The sequence below is a fragment of the Ruegeria sp. AF5 genome (assembly GCF_056541905.1).
Genome location: NZ_JBQFYZ010000006.1, coordinates 1 through 15,173 on the forward strand (window position 1 = coordinate 1; position 15,173 = coordinate 15,173).

Sequence of the window (15,173 nt, forward strand, 5' to 3'; positions counted from 1 at the left end):
TAACCTGAAGGTCGCAGGTTCAAATCCTGCTCCCGCAACCAATACTTCAAGTCAGATATCAAACACTTAGCGCCCCAAGGGGCGCTTTCTGCGTTCAGGGCCACTGCACAACTCAAAGCACTCTGGAAGCAACAGGGGACGCAATTCACCCTGTGATGAATGCGCAACAGAGGCTGAACGAGCACCTGGGGCGGCACGAAAACAGGACACGTCCATTCCGACAGACAGGATATGTTGTTCCCCCAAGCATGCTTTGGAAACGCTTGATCCATCGCAAAGTCCCCAATCCTGCCAGGCACTAGACTGACCGTCGCATTCAACGATCTGGCAAAAGCTATGAAGAAGAGTTCGCCCATCTTTTTTGCTCTGGTAGTCATCGTGGTTGCTGGCGCGGTTGTTTACTCCGTCATCTCCCAAGACGGCGATCAATTGCCGAGTGGCTTCGTACAGGGTAATGGAAGGATTGAGGCAGAGCAGGTTGAAATTGCGCCAACGATCGCCGGGCGTGTTGCCAAAGTTCTGGCACCTGAAGGCGGCATGGTCGCCGCCGGTGATGTACTTGCCAGGATGGATATAGACGAATTGTCTGCAGCGCTGGACCGGGCAAAAGCCGAGGTCGCCTTGGCGCGCCAGACAAAAGCAGAAGCTGAAGCCTTGGTTCTGCAACGCCAAAGTGAGCAACGTCGGGCGGCGCAGGAACTTGAACGTGCTACAGCGCTACTGACCGGGAACAATATCTCTAAGACAGTTTTTGAGGAACGTGAAACCATCCACCAAGTTGCGTCTGCTGTGTTGGGTGCCGCCAAAGCCCGAGTTGCAACCGCAGAAAGCCGGATTGCCGCTGCAGAAGCCGAGGTGCGCAGGATTGAGGCGCAAATCGAAGACAGTTCCTTGCTGGCACCAATGCCGGGTCGCGTTCTTTATCGATTGGCCGAGCCGGGCGAGGTCGTCGGAGCGGGTGAACCGATCCTGACCCTTCTCAGTCTCGAGAACGTGTATATGGAAGTTTTCCTTCCTGCGCGGGAAGCCGGGCTGTTGCCGATTGGAGCCGAAGCTCGCATCGTGCTTGATGCTTTACCCGAATACGCCACACCTGCATATGTCAGCTTTGTTTCTCCCGAGGCGCAATTCACGCCCAAACAAGTCGAGACTCTGGATGAACGCGAGCAACTGGTCTTTCGTGTCCGCGTTCGTATCCCCCAGGACCTGGTTGAAAGCCGGATTGAACACGTAAAAACGGGCCTGCGCGGCATTGCCGTGATACGGATCGATCCCACCAGCGCATGGCCCGAGGCGCTTGAACAGCCCATCCCGCAAGAGCTGTTCGAATGAATGCCACAGTCGCCTCGTCAGAGTTTCGAATTGCCGGTGTTACACACAGGTATCGAAAACACATCGCGTTGAACTCTGTAACCTTGGACCTTCCAACCGGACAGCTTGTCGGCTTCATTGGCCCAGACGGGGTGGGCAAGTCCACATTGCTTGGGTTGATCACCGGTGCAAAAAAGCTTCAATCCGGATCAATCGACGTTCTGGGCGGAGCGATTGATGAGCCCACTCATCGTAGACGAATATGCCCTGCGATCGCATTCATGCCGCAAGGTTTGGGTCGGAATCTCTATTCAGAACTGTCGGTACGCGAAAATTTGGAGTTCTTCTCGGGCCTTTTCGGACAGGGACACGACGAGCGTGACGCCCGGATCACCGCATTGCTGACAGCGACCGCGCTTGCACCATTTGAGGATCGCCTGATGGGCAGGCTTTCTGGTGGAATGAAACAGAAGCTTGGCCTGTGCTGTGCGTTGATTCATGACCCCAAACTCCTGGTTCTGGATGAGCCAACAACCGGGGTTGATCCGTTGTCGCGTCGACAGTTTTGGGCATTGATCGACGCTATCCGAACGGAAAACCCCAAGCTCTCTGTCCTTGTGTCTACAGCCTATATGGAGGAGGCCGAAGGCTTTGACTGGATCGTCGCGATGGACGCAGGTCGCGTCATCTTTCAGGGTAAACCCGCCGAATTGAAGTGTGCCGACAAGGACTTCGAAACTGCGTACCGACGCTTGCGGGCAGACGAGGCATCTGGTTCAGCGCCGGGTCAATCAATCGTTCGACAGATCAAATCGGATCCAGTGATTACTGCACGCGGGCTGACACGGCGCTTTGGCGATTTCATCGCCGTGAACAACGTTGATTTCTCGATCAATCGCGGAGAGATTTTCGGGTTTCTGGGATCGAACGGATGCGGAAAATCCACGACGATGAAAATGCTGACCGGTTTGCTGCCTGCAAGCTCAGGTGAGGCATTGTTATTCGGCAAACCCGTTGACGCCAGGGATCGAAAGGTGCGTCGCGAGATTGGGTACATGAGTCAGGCGTTTTCATTGTACGGTGAATTGTCAGTGTACCAGAACCTTCAGTTGCACGCCCGGATTTTCGCAATCCCTGACCGCGACGCGCGCATTTCGGAGCTGACGGAACGATTCGGACTCGGCACGCACCGTGATACCCTTGCGGCCGCCCTGCCCCTTGGGATCAAACAGCGCCTATCGCTGGCGGTTGCGATCATCCATCGCCCGCGTGTGCTGATATTGGATGAGCCGACATCCGGAGTGGACCCAGAGGCGCGAGATACGTTTTGGGCCTTGCTCGTCGAGTTGTCCCGACAAGACGCGGTAACGATCTTTGTCTCCACCCATTTCATGGCAGAAGCAGAACGATGTGACCGTGTTTCGTTCATGCACGCAGGCCAGGTCTTGGCAGAAGGCACACCAGCCGAATTGATCGCCGCTGAAAGCGCCGACAGCCTTGAGGCTGCGTTCATCTCAATTCTGGAGGCGGCAGAAAGACCGGCGCCGGTTGAAGCACCGAGAGTTGATTTGGCCACCAATTCCAGACACGTCGGTGGCAGCGTCGGGCGCGCACTGGCTTATACACGACGCGAGGCTGTCGAGGTGGCGCGCGATCCTGTGCGCCTTGCCTTCGCGTTTCTTGGGTCAGCCATTTTGATGTTGGTTTTCTGCTTTGGCATCACGCTTGATATTGATGAACTGGACTTTGCCGTTCTAGACCTTTCTCAGGGTCCTGAGAGCCGTGCCTATGCAACTGAGTTCGCGGGGTCGTCCTATTTCAAACCCACGCCGCCATTGGAAAGCGCTATGGAAGGCCACAACCGGCTCCAGGCAGGAGACGTTTCACTGGTCTTAGAGTTGCCACCGAACTTCGGTCGTAAGCTGCGCACAGGCGAGCCGACACAGGTTCTCGCGACAGTCGATGGTGCCATTCCGTTCAAAGGCGAGACCGTTGAAGGATATGTCGCGGGACTGCATCAGTCCTTTCTGGACGAACACGCCCGAAACACGGGGCAACGGGACTTCGAGATTGCCCGGATAGAACCGCGATTTCGCTACAATCAGAGTTTTGAAAGCATTGCAGCAATGGCCCCGGCCATGCCGGCGATTTTGCTTATCATGTTGCCGGCCGTCTTGACGGCGGTTAGTGTCGCGCGTGAGCGTGAGCTGGGATCTGTGGTGAATTTCTACGTAACACCGACAACCCGGCTCGAATTCCTGATTGGTAAGCAAATTCCCTATATTGCAATTGCTTTTGCAAACTTTCTGTTGCTGGCAGCGATGACCATTTTCGTCTTCGGTGTGCCGCTCAAAGGCGATCCCATTCCGCTAGCGGTTGGTGCGTTTTTGTATATCTGGGCAACGACGTCCTATGGATTGCTGATTGCCACAATGACATCCAGCCAGGTGGCAGCGACATTTGCGACAGCCATCGCCTCGGTTGTGCCGACCATCCAGTTCTCGGGCCTGTTGCAGCCCGTCTCCACTTTGGAAGGGGGGGCTCAGTTCATCGGCTCGCTTTGGCCATCTTCCTATTTTTTGCACCTGAACGTCGGCGCGTTCACCAAGGGCTTGGGGTGGGAATCACTTGCCCCGGACATTCTTGCGCTTGCCTGTTTCGGTCCAGTGCTGACACTCGCCGCCGCCCTTTGCCTGCGCGCACAGGAGAAGTGAATGCAGCGCCTTTTTTGCATATTCTGGCTGGGGTTGAAGGAAATGATGAGCCTGCGCCGCGATTGGGTGATGATGGCCTTGCTGGTCTGGTCATTCACGCTGGCTCCGATCATGGAAGCAACAGGCGTTGCAAGCTCGGTGAATAACGCCTCAATCGCATTTGCAGATGAGGATAACTCTCCATTATCGCGCACCCTTGCCACTGCGTTTTTCCCACCGGAGTTTCAACCGGTCGTGCAAATTGAACCGGGGACCGGCCCAGCGCACATGGATGCCGGGCGGTTTATCTTCATCGTTGCCATTCCTCCAGGTTTTGAAAAAGACCTGCGTGCCAGAAGCACACCGGAGATACAGGTTCTGATAGACGCCACGGCTATGGAGCAGGCAGGTATCGGCGCCAATTACATCACCAATATATTGAGCGCTGAAATCCATCGCTTTGCAGTTGGTGTCGACCTCGTAGATCCCCCCGCAATCAATGTCATTCTGAGAAGTGCCTTCAACCCAAACAGAGATACGGTGCGTTTTGCGGGCATCGTTGCGCTGATCGGTCAGATCATGTGGCTCACGACCATCCTGACCGGCGCTGCCATGATCCGGGAGAGAGAGCATGGAACAATTGAGCATCTGCTCGCCATGCCGCTAACTCCGCTCGACATTGCGATGGCCAAAATCTGGGCCAATGCGGCCGTTGTTCTGATCGCTGCGGGGTTATCGCTGACTTTTGTCATGCAGGGTTCGTTGGACATTCGTATTGCCGGATCAAAGACACTGTTCCTATTTGGAACCGCACTTTTTCTGTTTACAGCCACGGCGCTTGGGGTATTTCTGGCGACGATCGCGCGCTCAATGGCGCAATTTGCGCTTCTGGTCATGCTGATTGTCCTGCCAATGCTGATGCTGTCCGGAGGGGAAACACCCGTCGAAGGGCAACCAGGCTGGTTGCAAGCCGGAACGCTGTTTCTACCATCGCGCCACTATATGTCAGCCAGCCAAGCAATTGTTTTCAAAGGTGCTGGAATCGAAACGGTCTGGCCGGAATTCGTTTGGATGGCTGTGTTGGGTCTGGCCCTGTTGATGACAAGTCTGGTTATGTTCAGACGGTCAGTCGCCCAGATGAGTTGATATCAACCGACCGTGTATGTTGTGGACGGGCGTATTGTGAAACGACGGCGCGAATTACCCAGTGAATTTGATCTCGGTTAATGTGAGTGCACCTCTGGGTGTGGTAAAATTAATCACCGTCTTCTTTTCCAGGGAGAGTTCAAATGCCCACAAAATCAGCCGAAATCGAGACACAGGAAGCCCTTACCGACGTGTTGAAATCCATGCAGGGCATGATGTCCATGAACTCCGCGGTGACGCCGCAGATCGAGCAGTTTTGGAAAGCGCAGGACCACCTGCTGAGCGAGGCGGAGGAATACTCCCGCCTCTGGTTCAAGCGCCGCCGTGAGGCTGCACGCACCGCGCTGCAAACTGCCCGGGAAGCTACGTTTGGCGACAGCCCAGATCCAAGCAAAACGATGCAAGCCGTCGCCGAATGGCAACGCCATTCCATGGAACGAATGGTGGAAGACGCACGTGAATGGTTCGAAATGGTGTCGCGCTGTGCAAAATACGTAAGCGAAACAGAAGCAGACATCATCGGCGAAAACATGGAAGCTGCCTCCAAGGTCGCAGGCAAAGCCAAAAGCTGAGACCGACTAAACCCGTTTGACGCAGCCTTTCTTCGACGGGCGCGGTGCACTGTAACCCTCCACGTGTCGCTGGCCAAACCGAGCGGCCACGATTGCGGAAGCGCTCTGACAGTTTTTCGTGTGTACCCAAACATGATTGAACATGCAAAGTTGGGACCAAGCGTTCGAGTTTGACGAAGATAAGTGCCCGGTGTTTTGGGCAATCTTTCGCCCCCCTTTCAGTTCCCATCTATCCCGCGCTGAGGTCTGGGACAATTTGGGTCAACGGGACAAACATGCGATAATCTGGTCCGTTTCCGGTCTCCTGCGGGTTCGTTGTGGCATTTGGATAACCAGAGATCGGTCGGTGCGGAACAATTTGGTGTGCGCAGCTGTCAGCTCGCCTGTGGCCAAGGCGTCTTCGATCAGGCACAGGTGTCCCATCAGTATTCCTGCGCCCGCCTTCGCTTCCTCTACGGCCAGACTGTAGAGGGAGAATTGAGCACCGCCCTTGGCACTATGCAGGTCATAGCCAGAGTGTTGGGCCCATTTGGTCCAATCTTCGTTCCACACCAGATCGTGCAGCAACGGTACGCCCAGAAAACCGTTTGCGCGGCAAACTTGGTCCTTAAGCGCCGGGGCGCAAACCGGCACGATCTCGTCCGGGCAAACGACCACCTGATTGGCCGTGTCGTCCGGTGGAGCGAAGAAGATTGACAGGTCGAACAGTTCGCGCCCCAGGCTCGGCGGCGCTTCCAGCGCAGTGACTGAAAAACTGATGTCAGGAAATTGAGATCGGATCTGGCGCAGCCTTTTGGGAAGCCAGAGCTGAGCAATGGCCGGTAAAGCAGCGATATGAAAATCTGCATTGGGTTTAAGGTTGCGCAGCGCACGGGCCGCGTCGGCCAATTGGTCAAAAGCCCTGGTAAATTCAGCGACAAGCGACTGCCCCTCGGGCGTGAGTTCTACGCCTTGCGCGTTGCGCCGGAAAAGTGCTGCACCGGCCCAGCCTTCCAGCGTTTTGACGTGTTGCGAGATTGCACCCGGTGTGACGTTCAACTCTTCAGCCGCGGCGACAAAGCTGATGTGGCGCGCCGCTGCCTCAAAAGCGCGCATTGCGTTCAGTGGGGGCCCTTTGGGACGCTTTGGGGAAACGCTCATCACCTTAGCCTTAGTTTTTCTACGCCAAGAAATAACAAATCTGCTTTGCGAAGTCACGCAGCAGCAGTCACAGTGCACGAAACAGGAGGATGTCAGATGACACTTGCACATAGAGACTGGGTGCCCACCGCAAGCGAAACATTGGTTCAGAATATCGCGACAAAGACAGCATCGGCATCGTCTGGCGACCTATTGGACCGGATCGTGCATCTGGCAGAGGAAAACCGCCGTATTCACGAGGAAGAGTGTTTCAACCTCAACCCCGCGACCAATGTCATGAACCCCAAGGCCGAGGCGCTTTTGTCGTCGGGCATCGGGTCGCGGCCTTCGCTGGGCTATCCCGGTGACAAATATGAAATGGGGCTGGAAGCAATCGAAGAAATCGAAGTCATCGCGGCCGAGCTTTGTGCAGAGGTCTTTGATGCCCGATTTGCAGAGGTTCGTGTGCCGTCGGGCGCAATTGCAAATCTTTATGGCTTCATGGCGACCTGTAAGCCGGGTGATACAATCATTGCGCCACCCGCAATGATCGGCGGCCATGTGACCCATCATACTGCGGGCTGTGCAGGGCTGTTCGGGCTGCGCACGATCGAGGCACCGGTTAACACAAATGGCTACACAGTCGATCTGGACCAACTGCGCGACCTGGCGCGGGCTGAGCGCCCCAAGCTGATCACGATCGGCGGAAGTCTGAACCTTTTTGAACACCCTGTTGCCGAGGTGCGGGCCATTGCGGACGAAGTTGACGCGAAAGTCATGTTCGACGCCGCGCATCAGTGCGGGATAATCGCGGGGCGTGCCTGGTCGAACCCGTTGAACGAGGGCGCGCATTTCATGACCATGAGCACCTATAAAAGCCTTGGTGGACCAGCAGGTGGATTGATCGTGTCGAATGATGTCGACATTGCCAAATCATTGGATGCTATTGCTTTTCCCGGGATGACAGCCAATTTCGATGCCGCCAAAACGGCCGCTCTTGCGGTTACCATGCTGGATTGGAAAGACTTTGGTCAGGCGTACGCGAACGAGATGATCGCACTGTCAAAAGCACTGGCCGCAGCGTTGGATGCGCAGGGTGTTCGCGTCTTTGAGGGTGCGGAAGGCTTCACCAATTCGCATCAGTTCGCGGTTCTGGCAGAGCCCTATGGCGGAGGGCAGGCGGCATCGAAGAAGCTTCGCGAAAGCGGGTTTCTTGCATGCGGCATCGGATTACCTGTCAAGCCGGTTGAAGGGGACTTGAATGGGTTGCGGATTGGCACTCCTGAATTGGTTCGCTGGGGCATGACCTCTCGAGATGCTGATCGCCTCGCCGATTTGATCACGCGAGGACTGGACGACGCGCCTGTCGCTTTGGAAGTCTCTGCCTGGCGCAGTGAATTCGACACGCTGCATTTCGTGAACTAGGCGCAAGCGGCCACCACAATCGCCCGGTCTGGTGGCTGCTCTTAACTGTTTTCCTGAATAATCGCCTCAATTCTGGCCAATGTAGCAGAGTTGACGGCGACACCTTTTTGACCTGCCGCAAGGCGACATGCACGGCGCCCATCTCCGGGCAGGTGCGCGCCGTCCTGATTTCTGATCGACGCGACCAAGTCCGAAATTGCGTTTGAAAACAGTCCATTTGACGAAACCGCAGGATCAATAGCGATGAAGAACTGCCCGGTTTTCGGTGGACCCCCGACCGTCCCCGAGAACGGAGAGGCATGCAGCCCAAGTGTAGACCCCGTCAAAGCTGCCGCCATGATTTCAGTCAGCAAAGCGATACCCACACCTTTGTATCCGCCGGATGGGGCCATGCTTCCTTTCAGACCGACATTCGGGTCTGTTGTCGGGTTTCCATCCGGGTCCAGCGCCCAGCCGACCGGAATGGCTTTGCCTTCTCTGGCGTGTTTCATCACTTCGCTTTTGGCGATGGTGCTGGCGCTCTGGTCGATCAGCAACGCGGGTAGTCCGTCTGTACCCGGTACCGCAACAGAGAACGGGTTGGTGCCGACAACGGGCTTCGATCCACCCGAAGGTGCAATGGATGCTGGTGCATTGGTGAATCCAAGACCAACCAGACCCGCCTGCGCCAGTCGATACGTGTGATAACCCAACACACCGCAATTGTAGCTGTTGGTGATCGCAAGGGCCGCGATGCCCTGTTCACGAGCCGCCGGGATCAATGCATCAAAGCCCATTTCAATGGCTGCATGTGCGAACCCGGTCGCAGCGTCTACGCGGATAAGGCCGGGGCGCGGCGTTTCCAGCGTCGGTACTGCCTGACCGTCAACCTTCCCGCATTGTACGTGTTCACAGTAGATCGGGATATAAGCCAGACCATGACTGGCCACCCCATCCGCTTCGGTTGCCGCAGTGGCCACGGCCAGAGGGCGCGCGCTTTCTTCACTTGTGCCAGCGGCAACCAACGCGGTGAAGGACAGCTTTTCGATTTCGGCAAGCGACAGGGTTTGGGTCTCGGTCATCTGATGATCCTTCAGTCATTGTCCGACAGGCCGGAACCAGCGCCAAGCAGTCGGGATTCTTCAGTTGCAGGGGCATATGTACGGTGCGCCATGGAGTTGAGGATCTGCCACGCCTCTGCATTTGGGGCGGCACGGCTTAGCAGGGGGCGACCGTATTGAATGTGGTCGCCCTCGGTTATCTCAACATGATCAGCGCGGTCCAAATTGCTGTCTGCACAGCTTAGATGAACACCATCAGTTGTCGCAGAATACCCGTCGAAGGTGACTTTTACTGTCTTTCCCAGCTTTTTAGCCCCCGCAGCGACAAAGGGCAGCAACAGCAGCGGTGCTGCGAGATTTGAAATCGCAATGGTGCCTTGGGACAGGACGGTCGGGGAATCCGATATCACAGCTCCGGTCATCAGGGGGCACAGGTCTTGTTCGCCAACCCATACTCCGTTCGGAAGCACAGGAATGTGGCGTTCCAGACAGGGCGCATATTCACGTTTGAGCAGTTGGGCCAGAATAGCGGGCCCGTCGAACCCTTGGGCGCTTAGCCAACGGGTGGCCTTTGCAGCCTCTTCCGCCACGCCCCAGGCATATCCGGCCCCGCGGGTTGCGCGTTTGGCGGTTGCTTCGACTTCGTTCAATGAAAAAGTCATTGTGCAACCTCCGGATAAACCCACAAATCTGAGTTTGCGGTATTTAGCTCATCAGGGTAGGGGGCGCCGGCATACATGCAGATGCGGACCCAGCGATCTGAACGAGGGTCGAAATGCGTCGCGCCAAAGAAGGACAGCTTTGCGCGCAACATATCGATGGGCATCACTTTCGCGCCGATTGTGTTGTCATGAATCTCACCATATGGCGCGATACGGCTGATTTGGGCGCGGCGCACGGTGTGGCGGTGCTCGGGGTGGCGCAAAAGAAATTCTGCTATCGGCGCATCATCCGGCCAGTCTTGCAGAGCCCTGAAAGCCATCGCCGCATCACGCGCGGGCGCGAGCGGTTGTTCATAGTCCGCAATTGGTTCTTCAAACCGTTCACCCAGTCGGGGTTCAAGTTTCTCTTCGGAAACGTACCAGGCGCGCGCGCAGTTTTTCGGATCACTCCAATCAAGATCCAGCGCCCAGTCAAAACTGTTCCGGATCAAGGTACGCACCCCTGACACCGGCATTGTTCCATCAATAACCTGTGCAGCCGTGTTTGTGTCCGCCATGCAGCTGGACAGCCCATCCACGACATCTCCGTAAGGCTCAAGGATCAGCGAGGCCAGCAACTCCTGGCCTTCTTCGCTGAGCGCGGTTTCCGACCATCGGATCATGCGATCCCACGGATGGTCTCGTGTCAGGTCGTCTGTAGCCAGAAATACGTCGATCGAATTCAGGTCGTCCTTCAGTGCCGCCAGTTTTTCCACCTGTATCGGATGTTCGGATTGCCACCACGCGATTGACTGTTTGCTGCGCGCGAATACGTCGCGAAAGACGCACGCGTCTTTTTCGGTCGCTGTCTTAATTGACCGCACGCGCGAGATGGCCTCTTCCCGCGCCATGATCCAGTTGTTGAACAGAACGGGATGGTTCACGATGAACGGCGCCATTCCCAGTCCTGTGGAATTTCCGATGCCCAGCCAGCGTGCGATTTCAGGATCAAGCTCGGCGGTTTGATCCCCACCTTTGACCTGCGCCATATATTGCACCAGATCGCGTACAAAAATCCGGGTCAGGTACACCGACAGCATTTCGATCTGGAAGGGACCGCTGACCTCATCCCGGTCCGCCGTTTTCTCACGATCCGCAGCGCCGAATTTGCCCGACCCGTAAACAGCCGTGGTCCTCATCAGATAGCCGACCTGATAAATCTGTTCCAGGTCCGGTTGCTGGCCCGCAGCCAGACGATCCACCACATGAGCCCAGAGTCGCACGGAACGGTTGGCGCGTGACAGTGACAATTCGGTTTCGCTGACACGCCCTGCCTCTTGCAGCGGTACGTTCCGCGACAGCCGATCAATGTCTTCTAGCGTCGGGATACCGTCGAACAGCGCAAAGGTGGCGTCCCAGGCTTCGGCAATAACCCGGTCTGACCGTTGATCGGCAGGCAGGTCATGGGCAAATGCAACCAGCGAATAGGCGCGATCGGGGCCTTGCGCGGTATAGACCGCATGGCCGACACCTTTGTCGTCAATTTCGAATGCAGGTCGCGAAAAGCTCCAGTTTTCATCGGCCATGCGGCGTGTCAGTTGCCGCATAAAGCTGAGCCGGCATTGATGCAATGATCCCAGCCGTGACAGCCGCATGACCGTAGCGGGGTCACGTCTGGCGATCTCTGTCTGCGCGTGTGGTTCCATTTGGCTACCTTTGTGGGACGAAGTTCTCGGCAAAGAACCGATACCAGTTCCTGCCCATGATCCCGGCCACTTCGTCATCGTTCAGGCCGGTCGCGCGTAACCCTTGTTCGATGTTTCCAAAGTCTCGGTTGTCCTGAAACCAGCCCGGCATTGGTGGAAACCCCGGAGCAGAGGCCGAGCCTTCGCCATAGTCGATTTCTTTTGTCCACCGCCCCACACGCATCCATTCAACGATACTGTCAGGCTGATCCTGGCACAGGTCAGTGCCGATCCCCAGATGACTGGCCCCATATTTGTCCGCAGTGCGGGCAATCATCTCGCAAAAGCTTTCCAGCGTGCAGTCGGACTTGTCCTTCAGGTGGTGAGGGTAGACCGAAAAACCCAGCATCCCACCGTTCTCCGTCACGGCGCGGATGACATCATCTCGCTTGTTGCGCAGGGCCGGGGACCAATCGTGCGGATTGGCATGCGTGATTGCGATGGGCCTGTCTGAGAGTTCAGCCGCCTCGATTGTGGACCGGTCAGCCGAATGGCTCATGTCGACCACAAGGCCCACGCGGTTCATCTCTTTGATGACCTGCTTGCCCATGCGGGTGATGCCGGTGTCTTCGGCCTCATAACAACCGGTCGCCAGCAGGGATTGGTTGTTATAGGTCAGTTGCATGAACCGCGCGCCCAGATCGTGCAGGATTCCGACCAGCCCGATATCGTCTTCAATGGGCGAAGGGTTCTGAAATCCGAAAAACACGGCGGTCCGGCCTGTTTCACGGGCTGTGTCGATATCACTGGCCCACCGGCCTTTCATGATCAGATCCGGATATTGCTCGAACCAGCGGTTCCATTTCTCGAAGTTCAGAACCGTTTCGCGGAAATTCTCATGATAAGAGATGGTGACATGGATCGCGTCCACGCCCCCTTCGCGCAGTTGGCGGAAGATCTTTTCCGACCAGTTGGCGTATTGCAGCCCGTCGATCCGCATCAGACCGGGCCTGCGCTGATATAGGCGGTTTTGACGGTTGTATAGAATTCAGCCGCTGCCTTACCCTGTTCGCGCGGCCCGTACGAGCTGTCGCCCCGGCCACCGAATGGTACGTGGTAATCGGTGCCAGCGGTGGGCAGGTTGACCGTCACAACACCGGTGCGCGCGTTGCGGCGGAAATGGTTGGCGCGGGCCAGCGATTTGGTCACGATGCCCGAGGTCAGGCCGAAATTGGTGTCGTTGACCACACTCAGCGCCTCGTCATAGCTGCCGACCTTGATGACGGATGTCAGGGGCGCAAACATTTCTTCGCGGTTGATGCGCATGTCGTTGGTGGTGTTCAGGAAGACGCCCGGCGACATGTAGAACCCGTCATGGGGCATCTCCAGACGCTGACCGCCGCAGGCCAGCTCGGCCCCTTCGGATTTGCCCAGGTCGACATAGGCAAGGTTTTCATTCAACTGCTGCTGGCTGACGACGGGGCCCATCTGCACGCCTGCTTCCAGCGCGTGACCCACTTTCATTGCCTGCGCTCCGGCAACCAGTTTCTCGACAAAGGCATCGTGGATGCCCGCGTGAACCACCAGCCGCGATGAGGCGGTGCATTTTTGACCGGTACCGCCAAAGGCCCCGCCCAGCGCCAGAGTTACTGCCAGATCCAGATCGGCGTCGTCCATCACGGCCAGCGCGTTTTTGGACCCCATTTCCATTTGCACCTTGGTCAGGTTCTGGATCGCCGCGGCGGCGATGCCTTTGCCCACGGGCACAGACCCGGTGAAGGAAATCGCATTGACCTTGGGGCTTTCCACCAGACGTTGCCCGACCGAACGGCCCGAGCCCATCACAAGGCTGAACAAACCTTTCGGGATATCCTGACGTTCGATGATTTCAGTCAGGGCCACAGCCGAGGCGGGTGTGATGTTGGCGGGTTTCCACACCACCGCGTTGCCATAGCACAGCGCCGGGGCAATCTTCCACGAGGCGGTTGCAGTGGGGAAGTTCCACGGGCTGATGATTGCGACAACGCCAACAGCTTCGCGGCGCACGTCCACCTCGATATCGGGGCGTACGGAATCGGCGTTCTCACCGATCTGGCGCAGGCACTCGGCGGCGTAATATGTGAAGAACTGACCGGCGCGGTAAACCTCGCCCTTGCCTTCAGCCAGCGGCTTGCCTTCTTCGCGGCTCAGCAATGTACCCAGCTCTTCGGCGCGGGCCATCAACTCGTTGCCGATGGCGTTCAGGACGGCCTGTTTCCGCTCCAATCCGTAGGCGGCCCATTCGGCCTGCGCGACGCGCGCCTGATCCAGCGCCGCCTCAAGCTGATCGGCGCTGGCCTGTGTGAACATGCCAACCAGATCGCTTAGATCCGAAGGGTTGCGGTTTTCAATTTCGCTTTCGCCCGCCAGCCATTCGCCGGCAATCAGGTTCAGTTTGGTCACGTCAGGCCCCAAATTCGCAAATTTCGATTTGGGTCAGGATGGAACTTTCGGCTAACATCAGTCAAACTCAAATAACTTTAGGAAACTTCAGAAAGTTTGAAGTATGGCGATGAAAATCGAGATGCTGCGGTGTTTTTGTACCGTGGCCCAAACTGGAAACCTTGCCGAGGCTGCGAGCCGTCTGGGTCGGACGCAATCCGCCGTCTCAATGATGCTGAAGCAGTTTGAAGATCATCTGGGCAAGAAACTATTTGAAGGTGAACGGAAAAATCACCTGTCGCCGCTGGGTCAGCAGGTTCTGGACCTTGCTCTCAAACAAGTGCGCGATTTTGATCAGACTGTTCAGAACATAGAAATGGCGGCGCAGGCGGAACAAGGGTTGATCCGCATCGTATCCGTGCCGTCGGTGGGGGCCTTGGTCTTTCCCGCCTTGCTGGGACATATGACATCACGCTTTCCCGGGTTGAAGATCGAGTTGCGAGACGGGGATTCGCAACAGGTTCTGGACGCCGTTGCCGGGGATAAGGCGGACATCGGCATTGCATCCGGTCATCATCCCCTGAACGGGGTCAGTGCCGAGCCGCTGTTTCAGGATCGGTTCGGACTGGTCGCAGCTTCTGATCATCCGCTTATGACACGGGCCAAACCGCCTGAAATCTGTGACCTGATGGCGGCGCCCTTCGTGCGAAACGCCTTGTGCGACTTTATCGAGTCCGCGCCTTTCCGAGAGATCCTAGACAGGGCCGAGGTTACCATTCACAACACGCATTCCCTGATCACGACTGTCAGGGCAGGCCAGTGGATCACGGTCCTGCCGCAGACCGTCGCACAGTTCATCCCGGATGCGGTCGCCTTTCGTCCGATTTCAGATTTGCCAGACAAGCGAGAGGTATATATTTACCGTCGGGAAAGAGCCCGCTTCCGCGAGATCACCCAGGCCTGCTGTTCGTATATCCTGTCGAGCGGTTTTGGAAACGCTGGCTTGGTGCAGGAGCCAGTTTTGGATTAACCCTGCTCAAAAGCATAAATTAAATAGGTTCTAGCAGACTCGAAGCGGCGCACATGCTAGGTTCCTGAATGAAGTGGGGGACTTCAGAGG

Annotated in this window: 12 protein-coding genes; 6 read left to right on the top strand and 6 right to left on the bottom strand. The window is 56.7% G+C overall.

Features of this window, described 5'->3' with window-relative positions; all coding sequences use genetic code 11:
* The first annotated feature begins 336 nt into the window (after positions 1-336).
* From ACR0DS_RS10585 to ACR0DS_RS10600, 4 genes are all read left to right on the top strand, one after another.
* Positions 337-1,332, top strand: a complete 996-nt coding sequence (locus ACR0DS_RS10585; RefSeq protein WP_480483857.1) for an HlyD family secretion protein — start codon at positions 337-339, stop codon at positions 1,330-1,332.
* Positions 1,329-4,025, top strand: coding sequence for a ribosome-associated ATPase/putative transporter RbbA (gene rbbA, locus ACR0DS_RS10590; protein WP_480559508.1), 2,697 nt, complete (start codon positions 1,329-1,331; stop codon positions 4,023-4,025). Before ACR0DS_RS10585 ends, rbbA begins: the two co-directional genes overlap by 4 nt.
* Positions 4,026-5,150 (top strand): ABC transporter permease, encoded by a 1,125-nt coding sequence (locus tag ACR0DS_RS10595; RefSeq protein WP_480559506.1) that lies wholly within the window; start codon positions 4,026-4,028, stop codon positions 5,148-5,150.
* Positions 5,151-5,293: 143 nt separating this feature from the next.
* A complete protein-coding gene (locus ACR0DS_RS10600) occupies positions 5,294-5,722 on the top strand; it encodes a phasin family protein (RefSeq protein WP_480559504.1) in 429 nt (142 codons plus the stop codon).
* A gap of 261 nt (positions 5,723-5,983) precedes the next feature.
* On the opposite strand, the gene ACR0DS_RS10605 is transcribed toward ACR0DS_RS10600, so the two are convergent.
* The gene (locus ACR0DS_RS10605; protein ID WP_480483861.1) at positions 5,984-6,862 is read right to left on the bottom strand and encodes a LysR family transcriptional regulator; all 879 of its coding nucleotides are present in this window, start codon (positions 6,860-6,862) and stop codon (positions 5,984-5,986) included.
* A 96-nt stretch (positions 6,863-6,958) separates the two neighbouring features.
* On the opposite strand from ACR0DS_RS10605, the gene ACR0DS_RS10610 reads away from it, so the two are divergent.
* A complete protein-coding gene (locus ACR0DS_RS10610) occupies positions 6,959-8,266 on the top strand; it encodes an aminotransferase class I/II-fold pyridoxal phosphate-dependent enzyme (protein WP_480559502.1) in 1,308 nt (435 codons plus the stop codon).
* Between the two features lie 41 nt (positions 8,267-8,307).
* On the opposite strand, the gene ACR0DS_RS10615 is transcribed toward ACR0DS_RS10610, so the two are convergent.
* From ACR0DS_RS10615 to ACR0DS_RS10635, 5 genes are read right to left on the bottom strand one after another with little or no spacing between them, the layout of a single operon-like run.
* Positions 8,308-9,327 (bottom strand): Ldh family oxidoreductase, encoded by a 1,020-nt coding sequence (locus tag ACR0DS_RS10615; protein ID WP_480559500.1) that lies wholly within the window; start codon positions 9,325-9,327, stop codon positions 8,308-8,310.
* Positions 9,328-9,338: 11 nt separating this feature from the next.
* Positions 9,339-9,968: a DUF3726 domain-containing protein gene (locus tag ACR0DS_RS10620; protein ID WP_480483864.1), complete on the bottom strand. Its 630-nt coding sequence runs from the start codon at positions 9,966-9,968 to the stop codon at positions 9,339-9,341.
* Positions 9,965-11,653 carry a hypothetical protein gene (locus tag ACR0DS_RS10625; protein WP_480559498.1) on the bottom strand — a complete coding sequence of 563 codons (1,689 nt, stop codon included), beginning with the start codon at positions 11,651-11,653 and terminating at the stop codon, positions 9,965-9,967. The genes ACR0DS_RS10620 and ACR0DS_RS10625 overlap by 4 nt, the downstream gene beginning before the upstream one ends.
* A gap of 4 nt (positions 11,654-11,657) precedes the next feature.
* Positions 11,658-12,632, bottom strand: coding sequence for a membrane dipeptidase (locus ACR0DS_RS10630; RefSeq protein WP_480559497.1), 975 nt, complete (start codon positions 12,630-12,632; stop codon positions 11,658-11,660).
* Positions 12,632-14,074: an aldehyde dehydrogenase family protein gene (locus tag ACR0DS_RS10635; protein WP_480559495.1), complete on the bottom strand. Its 1,443-nt coding sequence runs from the start codon at positions 14,072-14,074 to the stop codon at positions 12,632-12,634. The genes ACR0DS_RS10630 and ACR0DS_RS10635 overlap by 1 nt, the downstream gene beginning before the upstream one ends.
* A 103-nt stretch (positions 14,075-14,177) precedes the next feature.
* Here ACR0DS_RS10635 and ACR0DS_RS10640 point away from each other — a divergent pair, with 103 nt between their 5' ends.
* Positions 14,178-15,083: a LysR family transcriptional regulator gene (locus tag ACR0DS_RS10640; protein ID WP_480559493.1), complete on the top strand. Its 906-nt coding sequence runs from the start codon at positions 14,178-14,180 to the stop codon at positions 15,081-15,083.
* The last annotated feature ends 90 nt before the right edge of the window (positions 15,084-15,173 follow it).

Excerpts from the sequence above, each read along its gene's own strand:
- ACR0DS_RS10585 (WP_480483857.1), top strand. The coding sequence starts at position 337 with ATGAAGAAGAGTTCGCCCATCTTTTTTGCTCTGGTAGTCATCGTGGTT.
- rbbA (WP_480559508.1), top strand. The coding sequence starts at position 1,329 with ATGAATGCCACAGTCGCCTCGTCAGAGTTTCGAATTGCCGGTGTTACA.
- ACR0DS_RS10595 (WP_480559506.1), top strand. The coding sequence starts at position 4,026 with ATGCAGCGCCTTTTTTGCATATTCTGGCTGGGGTTGAAGGAAATGATG.
- ACR0DS_RS10600 (WP_480559504.1), top strand. The coding sequence starts at position 5,294 with ATGCCCACAAAATCAGCCGAAATCGAGACACAGGAAGCCCTTACCGAC.
- ACR0DS_RS10605 (WP_480483861.1), bottom strand. The coding sequence starts at position 6,862 with ATGAGCGTTTCCCCAAAGCGTCCCAAAGGGCCCCCACTGAACGCAATG.
- ACR0DS_RS10610 (WP_480559502.1), top strand. The coding sequence starts at position 6,959 with ATGACACTTGCACATAGAGACTGGGTGCCCACCGCAAGCGAAACATTG.
- ACR0DS_RS10615 (WP_480559500.1), bottom strand. The coding sequence starts at position 9,327 with ATGACCGAGACCCAAACCCTGTCGCTTGCCGAAATCGAAAAGCTGTCC.
- ACR0DS_RS10620 (WP_480483864.1), bottom strand. The coding sequence starts at position 9,968 with ATGACTTTTTCATTGAACGAAGTCGAAGCAACCGCCAAACGCGCAACC.
- ACR0DS_RS10625 (WP_480559498.1), bottom strand. The coding sequence starts at position 11,653 with ATGGAACCACACGCGCAGACAGAGATCGCCAGACGTGACCCCGCTACG.
- ACR0DS_RS10630 (WP_480559497.1), bottom strand. The coding sequence starts at position 12,632 with ATGCGGATCGACGGGCTGCAATACGCCAACTGGTCGGAAAAGATCTTC.
- ACR0DS_RS10640 (WP_480559493.1), top strand. The coding sequence starts at position 14,178 with ATGGCGATGAAAATCGAGATGCTGCGGTGTTTTTGTACCGTGGCCCAA.